A 20,536-nucleotide genomic window follows, 5' to 3' on the forward strand; every position below is an offset into this window, starting at 1 on the left:
AACTCATTTCTATTGTAGCATGGTAAGACACCTAATGTAAGCTCTTACTTTTTTGAACTTAAGTGTTAAAATGAAACTCAATGTGAAAATGATATAAGGAGGATATTATGAAGCTTTATAAAAAGTTGATGCTATTAGGGCTAAGCATGTTACTAGCTGTATGTTTAGTAGCTTGTTCAAATAAAAAGAATGATAGCTCAGATGCACAAATTCCAAGTAAGGTAACTAAGAAGACCACCATTACTTTTTGGAACGCCATGGTAGGTCCACTTCAAAATAATTTACAAGCCTTAACTAAGGAATTTGAAAAAGAAAATCCTAATATTAAAGTTAAGCTCGAATATCAAGGTAGTTATGAAGATATTAAGTCTAAAGTTCAAAACACTTTAGTTACTCCTAAAAACTTACCAACAATTGCTCAATCTTATGCTGGTTATCTTTATACTGCAGCTGATGGTAACTATTTACAAGATTTAACTCCATATATTAATAATAAAGGTGTAGGTTGGGGAAGTTTAAAGAATTCTAATATCAACACTTCACTTTTAAAAGGTGCCCAAATTAAGGGAAAGCAATATGGAATTCCTTTTAATAAGTCTGTTGAAGTTCTTTACTATAACAAGACTTTACTTGATAAATATCAGATTAAAGTTCCAACTACAATGGCTGAATTGAAAAAAGCGGCCCAAGAAATTTATGAAAAGACCAATCATCAAGTGGTAGGTGCTGGCTTTGATAATTTAAGTGCATACTATACTGATGGGATGAAAGAAGCAGGCTACAACTTTAACGATAAGATTAACTTTACTGGTAGTGCTTCTAAAAAAATAGTCAAATATTATGTAGATGGCATTAAAAAAGGTTATTTCATGACAGCTGGGTCACAAAAGTATTTATCAGTACCTTTTGCCAATGAAAAAGTCGCAATGTATGTTAGTGCTAGTGCGGGTGAAGCTTATGTTAAGAAGAGTCTTAATGGTAAGTTTGAATATGGAATAGCTAACCGTCCATCTAAATATAATATGGCTCGTGGTAGTGATATTTACATGTTTAAACAAGCAAGTAACATGCAAAAAGCTGCAGCATTCAAGTATATTAAATTTTTAACTTCAAAATCTAGTCAGCTTAAATGGGCTACTGAGACAGGCTATATTCCTGTAAATAATACCGCCTTAAATTCCAGTGAATATAAGAATAACAAGTCAATGAAGTCAGCTCCAGTTGTCAGTCAAGCAATGAAGCGTCTTTACAATTTCCCAGTTACTAAAAATTCAGAAACAACCTTCAATGATTTAAAGTCAATCTTAGAAGGAATCTTCTCACAGAGTAAGAAAGCTAACCTTAATAGTCTACTAAAGACTGGTAAGGCTAAGTTTGATAGCGATTGGAAACAATAAATTGAGCTAAAAAAAGAGAGTAAGTTAATCAACTTACTCTCTTTTGAGTAGTCGTGTCTAATCAATAACTCAATTTCATCATAGCACTTATTCGGCTTTTTGTCGCACACTTTTTTTGCTCAAAGCTAACTTTACTGCTAAACTTAGGATAATAAGTTTGGAGGAGAAATTATGAAAACGGCACATGGTGCTAGTGGGGCTAAGGAAGTAAATATACATTCGCTCTTGTTAGGAGAATTAATTACTTGGCTAGGCTCGAGTTTTATATGGCCACTTACTTCAGTTTATTTAAAAGATCAACTTCATGTTAGTTTAACTTGGGTTGGGGTAGTATTATTTTTTAACTGCATGGCAAATTTAGTCGGCTCAATGATTGCCGGAAGACTTTATGATCGTATTAATCCCTATCCTTTAATCGTAGTAGGATTAGCATGTGATGCTTTTGTTTTGTTTTTATTAGCAGTATTTCCAGGTTGGCCTGAATATTGGTTATGGTTAACTTTAGCAGGATTTTTTGCTGGCTGGGATGGGGCCTTGATTAATTCGATGGCTACGAGTATAAAAAAAGTCCCAAGTAAAAAAGTCTTCAATTTGATTTATTTCGCTCAAAATATTGGAGTAGTGACTGGAACTTTAGTAGTTGGCTATTTATATGACTTTTCTGTAATTTTTTTATTTATTTTAGCAGGGATTTTGTATACTCTTGCAACAGTTAACGCCATTATTAACTATCGACCGATTGTGCAATATCACAAAGAGGTTATAAAAAATCAAGTTAAGGCTCAGAAAGTTAAAGTTGCTTTACCTAAAGCAAATAAATTAATGAATTGGGGTTTATTCTTAACTTTAGGGATAACCTGGTTAATGTACATGAATTGGGAATCTAACTTATCAGTTTATATTGTCGGATTGGGTATACCATTTCATATGTATAGTTTGCTTTGGACTGTAAATGCTCTAATTATTGTAATTGTTCAAGCAGTCTTAACTCATTTTGAGCATATCTTTAAATCAACCTTCCAGCAGGTTTGTTTTGGAATTTTAATGTTTTCATTGTCTTTTGTGACTTTAGTTTTTGCCCGCGAGTTTTATCAATTCTTGATATCAATGATAGTTTTGACATTAGGTGAAGCAACTGCTTTCCCTGCCATTCCTTCTTATGTCAATGATTTAACTCCAATTGAAGTTAAGGGAGAGTATCAAGGATTAACGATTGTCGCTAGCTCAGCTGGACGTGCAATAGGGCCACTAATTGGTGGTTTAATTATAGACCATTTTAGATATATTCCATTTTTCATTTTTGCAGCGATAGTAATTTTCTTTTGTTTAGTTGTATTAGTACCGATGCATACTCATATCAAGCCAAAAATTAAATTATTTAAGTAAGACATCGTAAGATGTCTTTTTTAATAAATTTAATAATAGACAAATATGCTTTAATAATGATATCATGTGTTTAACATTTTAAAAGGAGGCTTTTGATGAATAAATTAGCTGTACGTGGTGGCGCAGGAGATATTACTAGTCCTAAATCTGGCGTTCGCCCTCAAGATAACTTATATTTAGCTGTTAACTCTGATTGGCTTAAGACAATTGAAATTCCAGCTGACCGTTCAAGTATGGGAAGCTTTGGTAAAATCGATGAAAATGTAGAAAAGCAATTGATGCAAGATTTTGCTAATTTTGCTGATGGTAAAAAGGCGATTCCAAATGTTTCTAACTTAGATAAGGCTGTTGCGCTATATAAAGTTGCTCGCGATTTTGATAAGCGTAATAGTGAAGGTGCCGAACCAATTAAGGCAAGACTTAAGCAATTACTTGATTTAAAAGATTTTGCTGATTTAAAAGAAAAGGCCTTAGAACTTGATAAAGAAGGTCTTCCAGTGCCTTTATTTTTCGGTGTTGAACCAGACATGAAGAATACTAAGGTTAACATTTTGAAAAATGTTGGTCCAAGCACTATTTTGCCAGATACAGTAACTTATCAAACAGAAGCTAAAGACCAATTGCTTCCAATTTATCAAAAGCAAACTATTAACTTGCTAGAGATGGCTGGCTTGAGTTCAGCTGAAGCAGAAAAATATGTTGAAAAGGCGCTTGCATACGATGCTAGAATTGCCAAGGTAGTTAAGTCTAGTGAAGAATGGGCTGATTATCCAGCAAGCTATAACCCAATGAGTTTAGCTGATTTTGCAGCTAAGTTTAAGAGCTATGATATTGTTAGTCATATTGAAGGCTTAGTTGGAATGAAACCGGACCGAGTAATTGAAGCAGATCCAGGTTACTTAGATCATGCAGAAGAATTATTTAATGAAAGTGTTTTTGAAGAAATTAAAGGCTGGATGTTAGCTCGCTTTATCAATAATGCCGCAGCAAGTTTATCAGCTGATTTCCGTCAAGCTGCTTTCCCATTTAGTCAGGCTTTATATGGCCAAGCAGAACTTTCAAGTGGTGAAAAGCAAGCTTACCGACTTGCTAATAGTCAATTTAGTGAAGTAGTTGGTATTTACTACGGTCAAACTTACTTTGGTAAAGACGCTAAGGCCGATGTTATCGACATGATTCATAAGATGATTAAAGTCTATGAAAAGCGTTTATCAGAAAATTCTTGGCTTTCAAAGGCTACTCGTGATAAGGCTATTGTTAAGTTACAAGCTTTGGAACTTAAGATTGGCTACCCAGAAAAAAGTGAGGAAGTATATAACCGATTCAAGGTTGATGAAAGTGCTAGCTTATATGAAAACTTAGCTGAAAATAGTAAGATTTCACAAGCATATGAATATGAACAACTTCCTAAGCCAGTTGATCGGAGCGTTTGGGCAATGCCTGGTAACTTAGTCAATGCATGCTATGATCCACAAAGAAATGACTTAACTTTCCCAGCTGCAATTTTACAAAAGCCATTCTACGATTTGAATCAAACTAGAAGCGAAAACTACGGTGGTATTGGAGTAGTTATAGCTCATGAAATTTCTCACGCCTTTGATAACAATGGTTCTCAGTTTGACGAGTTTGGTAACATGGTTAACTGGTGGCAAGATGAAGACTATGCTGAATTTAAGAAGCGGATTCAAGCTGAAATTAAATTGTTTGATGGAATTCAATATGGTCCAGTTAAGCTTAATGGAAAGCAAATTGTTTCAGAAAACATTGCCGATCAAGGTGGATTAACCGCTGCTGTTCATGCAGCAAAAGGCGAAGGGGATGCAAGTATGCAAGAACTCTTCGAAAACTTTGCTCGTGTATGGGCAATTAAGCAAAAAGAAGAAGCAATCAAGAGTATTACTGCTATTGATGTTCATGCTCCAGGTCCACTTCGTGCTAACGTCCAAAGTCAATGCCAAGAAGAATTTTACAAGGCTTTTGTTGTTAAGCCTGGTGATGGTATGTATCTAGAACCAGAAAAGCGGGTTGAAATCTGGTAAAAATAATGAAAAACGACTTGTATCATTTGATACAGGCCGTTTTATTATATATGGATATTTTATAATGCTAGAATGTCAATAGGAGTGCTTTCACGATAAATTTTGATAATTTTCAATAATTCTTCTGGACTTTCTTTCATTTCTCGACGAATCCACAACGTGAAGATAGTAGCAATCCCACTGAAAACCACTTCATAAGCATAAGGCTGTTTAATAGGACCTTTATTTTGATTATGGTACTTTGAGAAAATTTTTACTAATGTTTTATAGAAATCTGCAATAAATTCTGCATACAAATCACTATTTAATATTGAAAATAGTAGTTTTTGATGTTTGATTATGTAATTAATAACTTCTTTTAGGGAAGCTTCGGAAAAGAAATGTGGATTTTGAGGTTCAATTTTTAGGCAGGCAGAAATATCGGTCAAGATAGTTTCTTTAATATTTCGCCATAGGTCATTCTTATCGAGATAATTTAAATAAAAAGTCCCCCGATTAATTTGGGCTTTTTTAGTAATGCTAGAAACAGTCATCTTTTGATAACCTTCGGTTTTTAATAAGTAAATAAAAGCATCTTTAATTTTCTGTTTAGAATTTGTTCTTCGAATATTTCCCATAATTTTCTCCTTATATCAACACCTTATTAAAAAATGTACATAGAAAGCAAAGACAAAGGTGCTAGAATACTTGCATAGTAAATCAACACAATGTACAGATTAGGAGTGAATAATATGTCAATAATTGATGTAAAAAACAGTTCTAAAGAATATAAAACTGGTAATACAACAGTTCTTGCTAATAAGAATATTACTTTTTCAGTTGATAAAGGTCAACTAGTAATTATTCTCGGATCATCTGGAGCAGGAAAATCTACTTTGCTCAATATTTTGGGAGGTATGGATACCAATACTAGTGGGGATGTTATTATCAATGGCAATAACATTGCTAACTATTCTAGAAAAGAATTAACAGCTTATCGTAGAAAAGATGTTGGTTTTGTATTTCAGTTCTACAACTTGGTTCCTAATTTAACAGCTAAAGAAAATGTAGAATTAGCTGCTGAAATTGTACCTAATGCAATGGAAGCAAGTGAAGCGTTAGATGCAGTGGGGCTGGGAGATAGAATGAATAACTTCCCTGCACAATTATCAGGAGGACAACAACAACGTGTTGCTATTGCCCGGGCAATAGCAAAAAATCCAGCTATTTTACTTTGTGATGAACCAACTGGAGCGCTTGACTATCAAACTGGTAAGCATGTTTTGAAAATTTTACAAGAAATGAGTACTAAAAAAGGTTCAACAGTTGTTATTGTTACTCATAATGCCGCAATCGCACCGATTGCCAATCAAGTAATTCATGTTCATGATGGTCAAGTTAAGAAGATTGAAAAGAATGAACATCCAACAGATATTTCTGAAATTGAATGGTAATAGCTAGGAGAATTTGAATGAAGAAAAAGATTCTATGGAAAGATGCTTGGCAAGCAATAACTGGATCTTTAGGTAGATTTGTTGCAATTTTCATGTTAATGATGGTGGCCGTCTTTACCTTTATAGGGCTTAAAATGACGGGGCCAGATATGAGAAGCACAGCTGTTGATTCATTTAAGAATAATAATTTAGCTGATATAACAGTTGTTTCAAATTATGGCTTAAATAGTAAAGATAAACAAAAAATCGAAAATCAATCTGGTGTAAAGAAGATTGAATATAGTTATCTTCAAGATTCTACTGTTAATGATAGTAAAAAGAGTTTAAGGGTATATTCTGAAAGTAAGAAGATATCTAAAGTGGAACTTACTAAGGGTCATATGCCTAAAAATAACTCTGAAATTGTTATCTCCTATTTGTTGAAAGATAAGTATAAACTTGGTAAAAAGATAACTTTAGACAATCACAGTAGTTTAAAGCATAAAAAGTTTAAAGTTGTAGGTTATGTTCGCTCAAGTGAGTATTTAGATAAACACGATATGGGGCAAACCACTGTAGGTACAGGTCAATTATCTGGCTTTGCTTTTGTAAAGAAGTCTGCCTTTAAATCTGGTACAACAACTGGAATAGCTAGAATTACTTATAAAAAGACTGCTAAAATGAATCCATATTCAACTAAGTATTCTAACTATATTAATGACAAGGAAAAAGATTTAAAGAAGGAATTAGATAAGAATATTTCAGCTAAAGAAAATAAAACCAAAAATAAAATTGCTGAAATTAATGATAGTTTAACTAAGTTAAATGCAATTGTAGCGGTTAAACCTGAATATCAGAGCCAGATTAAGCAACTTGAAAGTGCTAAAGCGAAGCTTGAACATTTGAATAAACCTAGCTACACAGTTAATACTCGTGATGAATTCCCAGGTTATGAAAATTATCGTTCAAATGCGGAAAGAATTGACGTTTTATCTAATATCTTCCCAGTATTCTTATTTGCGATTTCTGCCTTAGTTTCTTTAACTACAATGACTAGATTTGTGGAAGAAGAAAGAATTAATATTGGTACTATGAAGGCGATTGGTTATAGCAATTTTGATGTAGCTAAGAAATTTATCGTTTATAGTATGCTTTCAAGTACATTGGGTGTTATTTTGGGTGCATTTGGTGGATTTAGAATCTTACCTGGCATTATCTTTGAAGCCTATGCAGCAAATTCAACTATGACTGGTTTTAGAAGCCAATTTTCTTTAGCTTGGCTAATATTGGGATTAGTTGTTGCATGGGCATGTACGACTTTAGCAGCACTTTACGCCTTAAAGAAAGATGTTAAAGACCGTCCAGCTCAATTATTACTACCTAAACCACCTAAAAAAGGCTCAAAAATTTTCCTTGAAAGAATCACACCATTATGGAGTAGATTAAGCTTTAACCATAAGGTTACCTTCAGAAACCTCTTTAGATATAAGACAAGAATGTTAATGACAATCTTTGGGGTTGCTGGTTGTACAGGATTATTAGTAATGGCTTTTGGTATTCGAGATTCACTTTCAGGAATTAGTAAGAATCAATATACCAACATTATCAAATATGACATGATTGCGGTTAAAAACTCAAATCCTAGTTCTAAACAAACCTCAGACTTATTGGATGAACTAGATTCAAATAGTGTTAAGCGCTATAAGCAGATTCACTTTACTACTTTGAATCGTAATCTTGGGGAAGACAAGACTAAGCAAACTATTAATGTGATTGTTCCTAAGGCTAATACTGACTTATCTAAGTATATTAATTTAATGAGCAGTTCTACTGGAAAGAAATTAAAATTAACTAATAACGGTGTAATTATTTCTGAAAAGTTGGCTCAATTAACCAATGCTAAGGTTGGACATTATATTAAGTTAAAAGATACTAACGATAAGTGGAAAAAATTCAAAGTTAGTGGCATTTGTGAAATGTATATGGGTCACTACATGGTAATGAATAACCAAGCTTATAAGCATTACTTTGATAAAGAATATAAGACTAATGGTTATTTGATAACTACTAAGTCAGGTAAATTACAAACAGTTTCTGAAAAACTGATGGCTACTGGCGCAATTAAAGGTATTAATCAAAATGTTAACAATAAGAAAACAATTGATAACTTGATTAATTCACTTAATAAAGTTATTTTGATTTTGATTGCGATTTCTACAATTTTGGCATTGGTTGTTATCTATAATTTAACTAATATTAATGTTGACGAAAGAATGCGTGAACTTTCAACTATTAAAGTATTGGGATTCTTTGATAAAGAAGTTACGATGTACATTTATCGGGAAACAATTATTCTTTCAATTCTAGGTATCTTAGCTGGATATTTAGTCGGTATTTGGTTACATAGCTTTATTATTACCACCTTACCACCCGTTAATGCTATGTTTGATCCTAATATGTACATATCTAACTTTATTTACTCAGCCCTCATTCCAGCAGTAATCACTACTGTCTTAGCATTTATTATGCACAAGAAGATTAAAGACGTTGATATGCTAGATGCTTTAAAGTCAGTTGAATAGATGATATAATTATTAGCGACGAGTCGATAAAGAACGCGAGATGCGTATATTTATCAGGGGACATCTGCTTTTAATAGCAAGGCACGGGAAGTGCTGATGTTTTGGAAGACCTATTGTGAACGTGGAATTCCAACTTTGCCCAGTTAAGACCACTTCTTTCCATGAGAAGTGGTCTTTTTTTCCGCTTTTTAACCTATGCAAACAAGTTTATCCGTTGTAAAATAGTTAGTGAAACATTGAATTATTAAAGGAGATATTTCATGTCAAAATTAGTTTTAATCCGTCACGGTCAAAGTGAATGGAACCTTTCAAACCAATTTACTGGTTGGGTAGATGTAAACCTTTCAGATAAAGGTGTTGAAGAAGCTAAAAAAGCTGGTCGTTTAATTAAGGAACACGGCTTGAAGTTTGATCAAGCTTACACTTCAGTATTGAAGCGTGCTATCAAGACTTTGCACTTTGCACTTGAAGAAAGTGACCAACTTTGGATTCCTGAAACTAAGACTTGGAGACTTAACGAACGTCACTACGGTGCTCTTCAAGGCTTAAACAAGAAGGCTACTGCTGAAAAGTACGGCGATGAACAAGTTCACATTTGGCGTCGTTCATACGATGTTTTGCCACCAGCAATTGATGATAACAACGAATACAGTCAAGCACATGACCGTCGTTACTCAAACTTAGACCCTAACATCGTTCCAAAGGCAGAAAACTTACATGTATGTTTAGACCGTGTAATGCCATTCTGGGAAGATCACATTGCTCCTGACTTATTAGCAGGTAAGAATGTTATTATTGCGGCTCACGGTAACTCACTTCGTGCTTTAACTAAGTACATTGAACGTATTTCTGATGAAGACATTATGGACGTTGAAATGAAGACTGGTGAACCAGTTGTTTACACTTTTGACGATAAGTTGAACGTAACTGACAAGGTTAAGTTAGACGATTAATTACATAATAGTAGCACAAAAAAGGCATCCATAATGGATGCCTTTTTCGTATCAACTTGTTCCAAAAATAAATAAAAAAGTTCGGAACTCTTTTATTATAATAATTAGTGAAATATTTATCAAGTTGGTAAAGTTTTTTACAATTTAGTTATGAAAAGCCATTTTTCGTGCGTTTAATTGTTTTTTTAGATAAAATAATTGCAATAGTAAACTATTTATAAAAAAGGAAAGAATATATGGATAATAATCACCCAAGTAATTCAAGAGTTGAACTTCATCAAGCGGATTATCGTCAAAAGCGCCGGCTATGGAGAAAATTACTCTTGCTTACGATAGTTATTGTGCTTGGAGCATTGGCTTATTTTGGTTATGTTTACTTAAGAACCAAAGGTGCAATTGATCAAACTTATGATAATAAAAATGCTGTTTCTACTAAGAGCTCAACTTTTGATGGTAAGAAGAAGTTCGCGGTTCTTTTGTTAGGAACAGATACGGGTGCTTTTGATAGAACAGAAAAAATGGGAAATACTGATACAATTATTGTAGCAGTGGTAAATCCTGCAAAGAAAAAATACACCTTGATGTCGATACCGCGCGATACCTTAGCTGAAATGGTGGGGACCAAGAAATTTACTGCTGAGAAGATTAATGCGGCATATTCTATTGGTGGGGCTAAGATGGCTATGAAGTCTGTTTCTGTCTTGATTAATGTACCAATTAAATATTATGCAGTTGTTAATATGGGTGGCTTGCGTAAGATGGTTAATGGCGTAGGTGGAGTTGTAGTTAAACCCCCTCTTAGCTTTACTTACGGAGGTTATAGTTTTAAGAAAGGTCAAAAAACTAAACTTAATGGTAGCCAGGCCCTTGCATATGCTCGAATGAGATATGATGATCCACAAGGTGACTATGGTCGACAATTACGCCAAAGACAAGTTATTATTTCAATGATTCAACATGCGGCTTCAATTAAGACTTTGGTAAATTTGGAATCAATTTTGAATTCAGTTTCTAATAATATTAGAACCAATTTATCCTTTAACAATTTAATGGCAATTTTCCAAAATTACCGCTCAAGTACTAAAAATTCTGATAGTGATTATTTACATGGTACTGGAGTTTATATTGATGAAGCTTCGTATCAAGTTATGAGCGATAAGGAATTGCAGCGTGTTTCAAATATCTTGAGAAGTGAGTTGGGCCTTGAAAAAGAGACTATCAGCAATAATGAAACTTATCAAAATAAGCGTAATGAAGAAAATGGGTTTAGTTATAGCAGTACTAGCAATCAAAATTATACTATCTACTCTTATAATAAGAGTAGCAGTGATAGTAATGACGACTCAGGAGAGGATTAATAGTGGAAAAGCTTATTGCTATAATAATTGGCTATATTTTTGGCAATTTCTTATTTGCCTTAATAGTGGGAAAATATTTTTTACATGCTGATCCAACTAAGGCTGGCTCGGGTAATCCAGGAACTGCTAATGTCGGTGCAGTTTATGGTAAGAAATGGGGCTTTTTAACTTTAGTAGGAGATGCACTTAAAAGTGTATTGTCCTTATTAATCACTTATTTACTCTTTAAAAACCAGCTTTTGTTAGCATACTGTGGTTTGGGATTAATGCTAGGGCATTGTTATCCTGTAGTTAATCATTTCAAGGGTGGTAAGGGAGTAGCAGTTGTAGGAATTACTATTTTAGCTGTTGATTTTAAGACTGCTTTGATTAGTTTGCTCTTGGCCCTAGTTTTAGTAATAGGGATGCAAAATTTAACAATTCCACCTATTTTCTTTACTTTTTGCTTTGTAGCTGTTAACTTATATAATCACCAGCTTGAAATTGCTTTAGTAATTGGATTAGCTGGAATTGTTATGATTCATAAGTTTTGGAAAGATATTATAGATTTTATTCAAGGTAGAGGAAAAAGGGTAGATATCCTATTTAGCATTAAGCGAAAATTGGGATTATTAAAGTAAAAAATTGAAACATAGAAAAAAGGCGGATGCATTACCGTGCTTTAAAAGTGGCAATGCATCTGCCTTTTTATTAATCTTATCTAGTATTTATACCTTCTTTTGATAAAATATTAGTCAGGAAGGATTTAATGATGAAAATAGAAAAGAAAAGAATTGCTTACTTAGATGTTTTACGTATTCTATCCATGTTTTTTATTGTTCTAATTCATGTATCTGGATCAATGGCATGGTATAACACGATTCCTAAATCAAGAAGTTGGCAATTTTTGAATTTATTAGATGGAATTAGTCGTTTTAGTGTGCCTATCTTTCTGATGATTTCGGGATGTATTTTCTTAAATTTGAAGCGAGAAATAACACACAGCCAACTTTTGCATAAGAATATCAAAAGAATTGCAATTGCTTTTTTTACTTGGAGTTTGGTATATGCACTCTATGAGTATTGGGCTATTCCAGGTATAGCTAAGTCAGTAGTAATTGGAATGTTTTTTGCCGGACATTATCATATGTGGTTTTTACCATGTATCGTAGGGATGTATCTCATTACCCCTTTATTGAGAATGTGGGCTAAAGATGAACGTAAGTTACGTTATTTTTTAATCTTAACGATTATCTTTGCGATTTTGATTCCGTCTGTACTAGATTTTTTCAAAGCTTTTAAGAATATTTTACCTGTGGCCATTTGGAATATAATGAAGAAAGTACAGACAACATACTTACGATCAACTTTCGAATTTCCTTTAGGTTTAACTGTATATTTTGTTTTAGGATATTACTTAGATCAATATCAGTTAGATAAAACAAAGCGGATATGTTTATATTCTGTAGCTCTTATAGTTAATATTCTAACTTCACTAGCTAGTGGTTGGTTAAGTTTTCATTTTAACAAGCCAATGGTATTTAACTATTCATATACTTCAATTAACAATTTTTTATTTGCAATCGCAATTTTTGTTTTTATCAAGCAAGTTTTAAAGAATAAATACATAAGTAATCATAATTTACTGGTCAAATGGTCCAATTTAATGTTTGCAGTTTACTTAGTCCATGTTTTGTTTGTCCATATTCTAATAGAAAGAGCCCATGTTAATATATTATGGCCTAATGGCTTAATTGGTCCAATCTTAGTTTCGATTATAATTTTTATTTTATCGAATATTGTGGCATTTATTTTAAGTAAAATACCGCTTGTTAACAAATATTGTATGTAAAAGATTAGAGTTATTCATTGACTAAAACTTATTTAGCTTATATGATATTGATAACACGAAAAAAGATAGTAGTCCCTTAATTCAGTGTTCAGAGAACTAGCGTTGTGGTGAGAGCTAGACAGGTTAAGAAGCGACGAAGTACAGTGTACGGGGCGTAATTCCTCGTTAGCAACTATAAAGGCGCGCATAGCGCAAACGTGGGTGGTACCACGGCTATCTAATGATTATTAGTCGTCCCTTGATTTAATCAAGGGACGTTTTTTATTTGATGGAGGAAATTATGGCAAAGTTTGATATCTTAGAAGACCTTAAATGGCGTGGCGCCATTAATCAACAAACTGATGAGGAAGGTTTAAAGAAGTACTTAGCTGAACATGATGATTTGGCACTTTACTGCGGTACTGACCCAACAGGAGACTCACTTCATATTGGACACTTGATTCCATTTATGATTTTGAAGAGATTCCAACTTGCTGGTTATCATCCGGTAATTATTATTGGTGGAGGTACTGGTTCAATTGGTGACCCATCAGGTAGAAAGACTGAACGTGTCCTTCAAAGCGATGAACAAGTGCACCATAATGAAGTTGCTTTAACTAACCAAATGAAAAAGTTATTTGGTACTGAAAACTTCCAAATCGTTAATAACCGTGACTGGCTTGGTAAGATGAGCTTACTTGAATTTTTACGTGATTACGGTAAATTGTTCCAAATTAATAACATGCTTGCTAAGGATGTAGTTGCTAGTCGTCTTGAAAATGGTATTAGCTTTACTGAATTTACTTACCAAATTTTACAAGGTATCGACTTCTACATCTTAAACCGTGACTATGGTGTACAAATGCAAATTGGTGGTAGTGATCAATGGGGTAACATTACCTCAGGTATCGACTTAATTCACCGTTTAGAAGGTAATGACCGTCCAGCCTTTGGTTTGACTATTCCATTGATGCTTAAGGCTGATGGTACTAAGTTTGGTAAGTCTGCTGGTGGAGCTGTTTGGCTTGATCCTGAAAAGACTAGTCCTTACGAATTTTACCAATTCTGGATTAATCAAGATGACCGTGATGTTGTTAAATACCTCAAGTACTTTACTTTCTTAAGTCATGAAGAAATTGAAGCTTTAGCTGAAAAGGTTAAGACTGAACCTTGGAAGCGTGAAGCTCAAAAGACTTTAGCCGCTGAAGTTACTAAGTTTGTTCATGGTGAAGCAGGACTTAAGGAAGCTCAAATGATTACTGATGCTTTATTCTCAGGTAATGTGAAGGAATTATCAGTTAAGCAAATTGAACAAGCACTTAAGAATGCACCAAGTGCAGAAAGTACCACTGAAAAGAAGAACTTGGTAGAATTTTTAGTAGATACTAAGATTGAATCTTCAAAGCGCCAAGCACGTGAAGATGTTCAAAATGGGGCAATCTATGTCAATGGTGACAAAATCCAAGACCTAGAATTTGAAGTTGATCCAAGTGCTTCATTTGAAGGTAAGTACGTAATTATCCGTAAGGGTAAGAGAAAATACACTTTAGTTACTATTAAGTAATAAAAAATACCTAGCCGTTGGCTAGGTATTATGCCGTTTTAGCTCAGGAGGTAGAGCACCGCCGTGGTAAGGAGGAGGTCGCCAGTTCAAATCTGGCAAACGGCTTATTGTTTTTTCTTAAAATAGATTATCTCAAACACGAAGATAATTAATCCGATAAGTGTAATTAGAAGCCCTAATTTCAGTCCTGGCATCGTATGAGTAAATTCAACATTGTGAGTGCCAGGAGATAGTTTCAGAGCCATAAAAATACCGAAGGACTTACTGATAGGAACTATTTTGCCATCAACTTTAGCTTTCCAGCCCCAAGAATATGGAATAGTAGTTACTAAACTTTGTCCTTTTTTAATTGTGACTGTGCCATCAATTTTGTTACCCCTTAAAGTAGTAAGTTGCATCTTATTTTGATTAGCTTTTTTGATTACTTTTTGCAAATTTTGTTCGTTTAAAAGATATAAATTAGGATTCATTAGCTTAAATTGAGTGATGCTAGGTTTAAAGTAAATCTTTAAAGAGACTGTGCCAGATTTTGGAACTGTAACCCCTATTGGCTGATTAGCAAATTGCATTGAAGTGAAATTTTGTCCATTGAGTGTAAGCTTATCTACACTACCATCACGATTGATTAATTTCATTAAGTTTTGATCAAGCATGATATATCCAGTTGAATTAGGTTTTGCTTGGTAAGTTGCAGTCAAGATTATGGCTTTACTGTCTTTGCGGGAAAGATAGCTATAATCAGAATCTGATTTTATGCTTGCAGTTTTAGCAGTTAACTTAGCTTTAATCGCTTTTCCAAAGTAGGTGTAGTTTGAGCCAGTGAGTGCATTAATAGCAAGTGTTTGGTTTAGTAAAGCACCATATCTACCTCTTAATATAGTATTTGTAGGTAGTTGTCCAGAAAAAGCAAGTGGAAAGACTTTAGAAGAGTATGCTGTATGATATTTATCTTGATAGATGATAGTTTTATTTTTTAAATCATTTCGTAAGCCATAATTTCCATACTGAGCGATGGAATCAGTAGGTAATGTAGAGACAAGATAAGTTTTAATACCAAATAAAGCATCAGTTACTTGGGTACCAGTATTATAGAAATAGAAGTAGTATAAGCCTTGTAATCCAAGTTGTGAATATAAAATACTTACATTTGAATTATTGTTTGAAGAAAAAACAGTAGCACCACGATAGTTGAAGGTATATGCTTCACCACGATCTTGGTCTAATACAAAACTCTTTTCCAAGCGTTCATCTTTAGCTGATGCAGGTAAAGCATTAATTAATTTTTGAGTAGATTTAGTATAGGAACTATAGTTAGCTGGTGCTGGTTTAGTAGTTGTTATTACTACAGCTCCTTTGTTTGTAGCAAAGAGATAACTAGCATTGGCAAATAATTCTAAAATAATTAGACTAGATAAGATAAGAGGTCGAATCTTTTTTAGTGAATAAAGAGTATAGGTTAGGATAACAATGATTAAAACAACCAAACTAGCAATTAACTCTTCAAAATTAAAGCTAACACCCCAGCGCTTGTAAAGGCTAATTCTACTGTAGCTACCAACAATAAATAAAAGTGCAGTCAGTGTTGAACAGATAATAACTTGCTTTTTATTAAGAGTGTTCTTTTTAAGTTGCAAGCAGGCAATATAAACGATGATAAAGTTAATTAAAAAAGCAAAACGATAAGGATATGAATTTGGGGCTTGGCCTGCATGCCAGATAAAGTAAAGTTTAGTTGTTAAAAGTCCTGAGCAAGTGAATAATAAAATTAAAAAAGTGGCAATTCGGTTTTTAAGGCTAAACTTTTTATTAAAGAAATAAAGGATAGCAAGAATTAGAGTTAAACTTCCGGTATAAATAAGTGGAATATAGACATTAAAGGCCCCCTGGAAAAATAAGTTAGCAGGAATATCTAACCATAATTGGAGATGGCTAATAGGCGAATAATATGATTGGACTGAAAGTTTATTTTCAATTAGATTCAAGAAAGTAGGGATTTCAATAAATGCTGTTAATAAAGCTGCTGTGATTGAACTAAGAGCAAAAATAAATGTTTGCTTGAAAAATAACTTCCAAGTTGAAAAGTTAAGATAAGCTTGATATAAAAAGTAACCTATTAAAAATAAGCAAACCATGTAAGCAGTATAGTAATTGGCAATAATTAGTACTGCTAGGGATGCTACATATAAAATAGAAAACTTACCATGGCAGATTTTGGTTAATCCGATAAGTACCAATGGAAGCAATGCGATAGAATCTAGCCACATGATGTTACCTGAATAACAAATAACATAACTAGATAAGGCATAACACAAGGACATAGCTACCATTAGCTCTTGTTTAATTGGATTTAACTTATTAAGCATGTAGGTAAAAGCACCTGCAGCTAGCATTACTTTAGTGACAATAATTGTATATAAAGCTAAGGTCATTTCATTTGCAGGGAAAAGTAGAGCAATAAGATTAAATGGGCTTGTTAAATAATAGCCCCAATTGCCGGCAGTATTACCACCTAGGCCATTAGAAAAGCTATAGGAAAAGTCACTAAATCCTCCAAAGACTACATGGCGAAAATATTGGAAAAATGATAAATACTGAGTCATCAAATCCCCAGAAATAATCATGCCACCAGTGAATGGGTTAGTACCACCAATCCAACTGGCAATAAAGAAGATTATACCTGCTAAAAGTGCAGAAACAATCCAAAGATGTTTTTTAAAAAAAGTTATCATGATAAATCATCCATTCATTTTAGTTACAACTAAAATTTATTATACAAGAATGCTGTCATCAAAAACAGATATGTTATGAGCTTCTGACTTTGGTGGATTATTTTTTAATGCTAGAATAACTATAACTATCTAATCAATGATTATTAAGGAGAAAACATGAAACGCGAACTAACAATGGCAGAAATTGCCAAATTTCAAAAAGATTATCATGAAAAAGCCCAAAATAATGTTGCTAAATTAGCTGTTGTAAATAATGGTTTGCTCAACGCTAGTTATAACCATGAAGGAGTAAATAAACTTAATCGTACTTTTTCAATTGAGGTTCCAACTGATAATGTAACTAACCAAAAACAATCTGGACGGTGCTGGTTGTTTGCAGCCTTAAATACTTTGCGCCATAAATTTGCTCAAACTAATAAGGTGAAGAACTTTACCTTGTCACAAAGCTATTTATTTTTCTGGGATCGAATTGAACGTGCCAATATCTTCTTTGAAAATATCATTGAAACTGCAACTCAGCCACTTGATGATCGTGTAGTTCAATCTTATATGGCAGCCCCAGATACTGATGGTGGTCAATGGGCAATGGCGGTTTCACTTATTAGAAAATATGGCTTAGTACCTAGCTATGCTCAAGCAGAAAGCTTTACTGCTAATAACACTTCAGCCTTTAATCAAGCTTTGAATATAAAATTGCGCCAAGACGCCTTAGTTTTACGGGACTTGGTAAAAAACAATAAGTTAGATGAGGCTGAAGAAAAACGTCAAGAATTCTTAAGTGAAGTTTATCAAATGGCAGTTATTGCTTTTGGTGAACCGGTACAAAAGTTTGACTTAGAATATCGTGATGATGAAGGTAAATATCATATGGATGCTAACCTCAGTCCATTAGATTTCTTCCATAACTACTTTGAAGATGATTTAGATGATTATGTAGTCTTGTTTAATGCACCTGATCATGAATTCGATAAACTTTATAGTTTGCCATTTGAAGATAATGTTGTAGGTGGCAGTCCTGTTAAGTTCTTAAATACTAAAATTGATAACTTAAAAGCAGCAGCTATTGCTCAACTTAAAGCTGGAGAGACTATTTGGTTTGGTTGCGATGTTGGCAAAGCAAGTGATCGTCAAAATGGTATTTTGAGTAGAGATTTATATTTAACTGACTTAGTTTTAGGCATTGAAACTAATCTTTCTAAGAAAGAGCGATTACTAACTAGAGCATCTGGGTCAACTCATGCCATGACTTTAGTAGGGGTAGACATAGTTGATGATAAGCCAAGACAATGGAAAGTTGAAAACTCTTGGGGTGAAAAAGTAGGTAAAAATGGTTACTTTGTCATGGATGATGCTTGGTTTGATGAATACCTGTTTAAGGTAGTCGTTAAGAAACAATATTTACCAGATAAATTAGTCAAGCTTTGGGAAGGACCAGCAACTGAAGTTAAACCTTGGGATTCAATGGCTTAATTGAATAGAGAAAAAACTAGCTTTAATTAGCTAGTTTTTTATTTACTACAAAAAGGGCAATTGTGTTACTTAGTACTTTTAAAAAGTTAGCTAGTTTCTATAATTAAAACTGTAAGCGCTTTAAGGAGAAAAGAAATATGAAAAACAAAGCTATTATGATCGGAGCAGGTCTTGCTAATATGGCAGCCGCAGTCTATTTAATTCAAGAAGGTAAATGGTCTGGAAGTAATATTACTTTTTATGCATTAGATAAACATGGGTCAAATGATGGTAGTGCAGCAAATGAAGCTAGTGAAGAATATTGGAATCAAAATCATCCAATGGAAAACACTAAGGGATTTATTGCTCGTGGCGGTAGAATGCTTAACTATCGTACTTATGTTGATTTAATGGATTTGTTGTCAAGAATTCCTTCTGCTACAGAAGCAGGTATGAGTGCAGAAGAAGATACACGAGACTTTGATAGTAAGCATAGAACTTTTGATAAAGCTCGCTTACTTGAAGGTGGCATCGGTATTGTTGATGGCCGTAAGCTGGGCTTGAATAATATGGATAGAATTTTCTTAAGTCGTTTAGTTATGATGCCAGATGATCAGGAAGAAAAGCTTGATAATGTCACAATTGCAGAATACTTTAAGGATGATCCTCATATATTCCAAACTAACTTCTGGTACATGTGGGAAACTACTTTTGCCTTTAGAGTTCAATCATCTGCTCAAGAATTACGCCGTTACATGCACCAGATGATTTATGAATTTACTCAAATTGAGCACTTAGTTGGTGTTAATCGGACGCGTTATAACCAATATGAAAGTATTATGCTTCCATTAATTAAGTACTTGCAAAAACAAGGCTGTAAATTTGTGATGAATCGGAGAGTTACAGACTTTGAATTTAAAGACACTCCAATGCAAGATGAAATTACAGTAACAGCACTTAAGATGGAAAATACTGAAACTGGTAAGGAAGAAAAAGTTGAAGTTGATAATCAAACAGCAGTCTTCTTTACGAACGGATCAATTACTGATTCAGCAACTTTAGGTGATTTCAACACTCCAGCACCTGAAAATATGGATTATGGTGCAGCGTCTTCATTATGGAAGAAGGCCTGTGAGCACTTTTACAATTTAGGTAATCCAGATAAGTTCTTTAATAATCGTAATGCTTCAGAATGGGTAAGTTTTACTTTAACCACTAAAGATCATACTTTATTAAATGAAATTACTAGAATTACCACTCAAGTTCCAGGAAATGCTCTTAACTCATTTATTTCGACTAGTCCGATTACGCCATTAGGACAAAAAGATGTAAACATGTCAATTGTAGTTCACCATCAACCTCACTTCACTGCGCAAAAGCCTAATGAAACGGTCATTTGGGGTTACTTCTTATATCCAAGACGCAAGGGTGAATTTATTGATAAGCAATATATCAAGATGACCGGTAAAGAAATGTTACAAGAGTTGATAGGGCAACTTTCTAAGGTTGATCCTGGACCACACAATATTAAAGATTTAGAAGATAAGATTTTGGCTAGCGTAATTAACTGTATTCCATGTTATATGCCATATGCTTCAGCCTTGTTTAACAACCGTGCTAAGAGTGATCGCCCAGAAATCATTCCTAAACATTCAACTAACTTGGCCTTTACTGGTGAATTTGTTGAACAGCCTTACCAAATGATTTTTACTGAAGAAAGTGCTGTTCGTTCTGGTGAAGTGGCAGCTTTTCACTTTGCAGGTGTGCCAATGAGTAAATTGGTTTCAACTCCAAGATATGATAAAGATCCAAAGACCTTGATGAAGGCAACTAAGAGAATGTTTAGTTAAAATGCAT

Annotated in this window: 14 protein-coding genes and 1 tRNA gene; 13 read left to right on the forward strand and 2 right to left on the reverse strand. The window is 33.7% G+C overall.

Annotated elements, in window-relative coordinates:
- Window positions 1-107: 107 nt before the first annotated feature.
- The 3 genes from H628_RS0101645 to H628_RS0101655 all read left to right on the forward strand — a co-directional run bounded on the left by H628_RS0101645 (window position 108) and on the right by H628_RS0101655 (window position 4,822).
- Complete coding sequence (locus tag H628_RS0101645; protein WP_027824884.1) at window positions 108-1,397, forward strand: ABC transporter substrate-binding protein; 1,290 nt, start codon at window positions 108-110, stop codon at window positions 1,395-1,397.
- Window positions 1,398-1,568: 171 nt separating this feature from the next.
- Window positions 1,569-2,783 (forward strand): MDR family MFS transporter, encoded by a 1,215-nt coding sequence (locus tag H628_RS0101650; RefSeq protein WP_027824885.1) that lies wholly within the window; start codon window positions 1,569-1,571, stop codon window positions 2,781-2,783.
- Between the two features lie 95 nt (window positions 2,784-2,878).
- On the forward strand, window positions 2,879-4,822 hold the full coding sequence (locus H628_RS0101655) for a M13 family metallopeptidase (RefSeq protein ID WP_027824886.1): 1,944 nt from the start codon (window positions 2,879-2,881) through the stop codon (window positions 4,820-4,822).
- 59 nt (window positions 4,823-4,881) lie between these two features.
- On the opposite strand, the gene H628_RS0101660 is transcribed toward H628_RS0101655, so the two are convergent.
- Window positions 4,882-5,439, reverse strand: coding sequence for a TetR/AcrR family transcriptional regulator (locus tag H628_RS0101660; protein WP_027824887.1), 558 nt, complete (start codon window positions 5,437-5,439; stop codon window positions 4,882-4,884).
- Between the two features lie 114 nt (window positions 5,440-5,553).
- On the opposite strand from H628_RS0101660, the gene H628_RS0101665 reads away from it, so the two are divergent.
- From H628_RS0101665 to H628_RS0101700, 8 genes are all read left to right on the forward strand, one after another.
- Complete coding sequence (locus H628_RS0101665) at window positions 5,554-6,255, forward strand: ABC transporter ATP-binding protein (RefSeq protein WP_027824888.1); 702 nt, start codon at window positions 5,554-5,556, stop codon at window positions 6,253-6,255.
- A gap of 17 nt (window positions 6,256-6,272) precedes the next feature.
- The gene (locus H628_RS0101670) at window positions 6,273-8,816 is read left to right on the forward strand and encodes an ABC transporter permease (RefSeq protein WP_027824889.1); all 2,544 of its coding nucleotides are present in this window, start codon (window positions 6,273-6,275) and stop codon (window positions 8,814-8,816) included.
- Between the two features lie 260 nt (window positions 8,817-9,076).
- Window positions 9,077-9,769: a 2,3-diphosphoglycerate-dependent phosphoglycerate mutase gene (locus H628_RS0101675; RefSeq protein ID WP_027824890.1), complete on the forward strand. Its 693-nt coding sequence runs from the start codon at window positions 9,077-9,079 to the stop codon at window positions 9,767-9,769.
- Between the two features lie 236 nt (window positions 9,770-10,005).
- Window positions 10,006-11,127 (forward strand): LCP family glycopolymer transferase, encoded by a 1,122-nt coding sequence (locus H628_RS0101680; RefSeq protein WP_027824891.1) that lies wholly within the window; start codon window positions 10,006-10,008, stop codon window positions 11,125-11,127.
- 2 nt (window positions 11,128-11,129) lie between these two features.
- Entirely contained in the window at window positions 11,130-11,747 is a 618-nt protein-coding gene (locus H628_RS0101685) for a glycerol-3-phosphate acyltransferase (protein ID WP_027824892.1), read from the forward strand.
- A 128-nt stretch (window positions 11,748-11,875) separates the two neighbouring features.
- Window positions 11,876-12,958: an acyltransferase gene (locus H628_RS0101690; RefSeq protein ID WP_081662434.1), complete on the forward strand. Its 1,083-nt coding sequence runs from the start codon at window positions 11,876-11,878 to the stop codon at window positions 12,956-12,958.
- A gap of 280 nt (window positions 12,959-13,238) precedes the next feature.
- A complete protein-coding gene (tyrS, locus tag H628_RS0101695) occupies window positions 13,239-14,501 on the forward strand; it encodes a tyrosine--tRNA ligase (RefSeq protein WP_027824894.1) in 1,263 nt (420 codons plus the stop codon).
- 32 nt (window positions 14,502-14,533) lie between these two features.
- Window positions 14,534-14,606 (forward strand) — tRNA-Thr (locus H628_RS0101700).
- Here the strand turns inward: H628_RS0101700 and H628_RS0101705 are convergent.
- On the reverse strand, window positions 14,606-17,230 hold the full coding sequence (locus tag H628_RS0101705) for a YfhO family protein (protein ID WP_027824895.1): 2,625 nt from the start codon (window positions 17,228-17,230) through the stop codon (window positions 14,606-14,608). The two genes, H628_RS0101700 and H628_RS0101705, sit on opposite strands and share 1 nt — an antisense overlap.
- A gap of 156 nt (window positions 17,231-17,386) precedes the next feature.
- Here H628_RS0101705 and H628_RS0101710 point away from each other — a divergent pair, with 156 nt between their 5' ends.
- Both H628_RS0101710 and H628_RS0101715 read left to right on the forward strand, forming a co-directional pair.
- Window positions 17,387-18,700: a C1 family peptidase gene (locus H628_RS0101710; RefSeq protein ID WP_027824896.1), complete on the forward strand. Its 1,314-nt coding sequence runs from the start codon at window positions 17,387-17,389 to the stop codon at window positions 18,698-18,700.
- Between the two features lie 137 nt (window positions 18,701-18,837).
- Window positions 18,838-20,529 carry an oleate hydratase gene (locus tag H628_RS0101715; protein ID WP_027824897.1) on the forward strand — a complete coding sequence of 564 codons (1,692 nt, stop codon included), beginning with the start codon at window positions 18,838-18,840 and terminating at the stop codon, window positions 20,527-20,529.
- Window positions 20,530-20,536: the final 7 nt, after the last annotated feature.

This window comes from Lactobacillus psittaci DSM 15354, assembly GCF_000425905.1.
Taxonomy (GTDB): Bacteria; Bacillota; Bacilli; order Lactobacillales; family Lactobacillaceae; genus Lactobacillus; species Lactobacillus psittaci.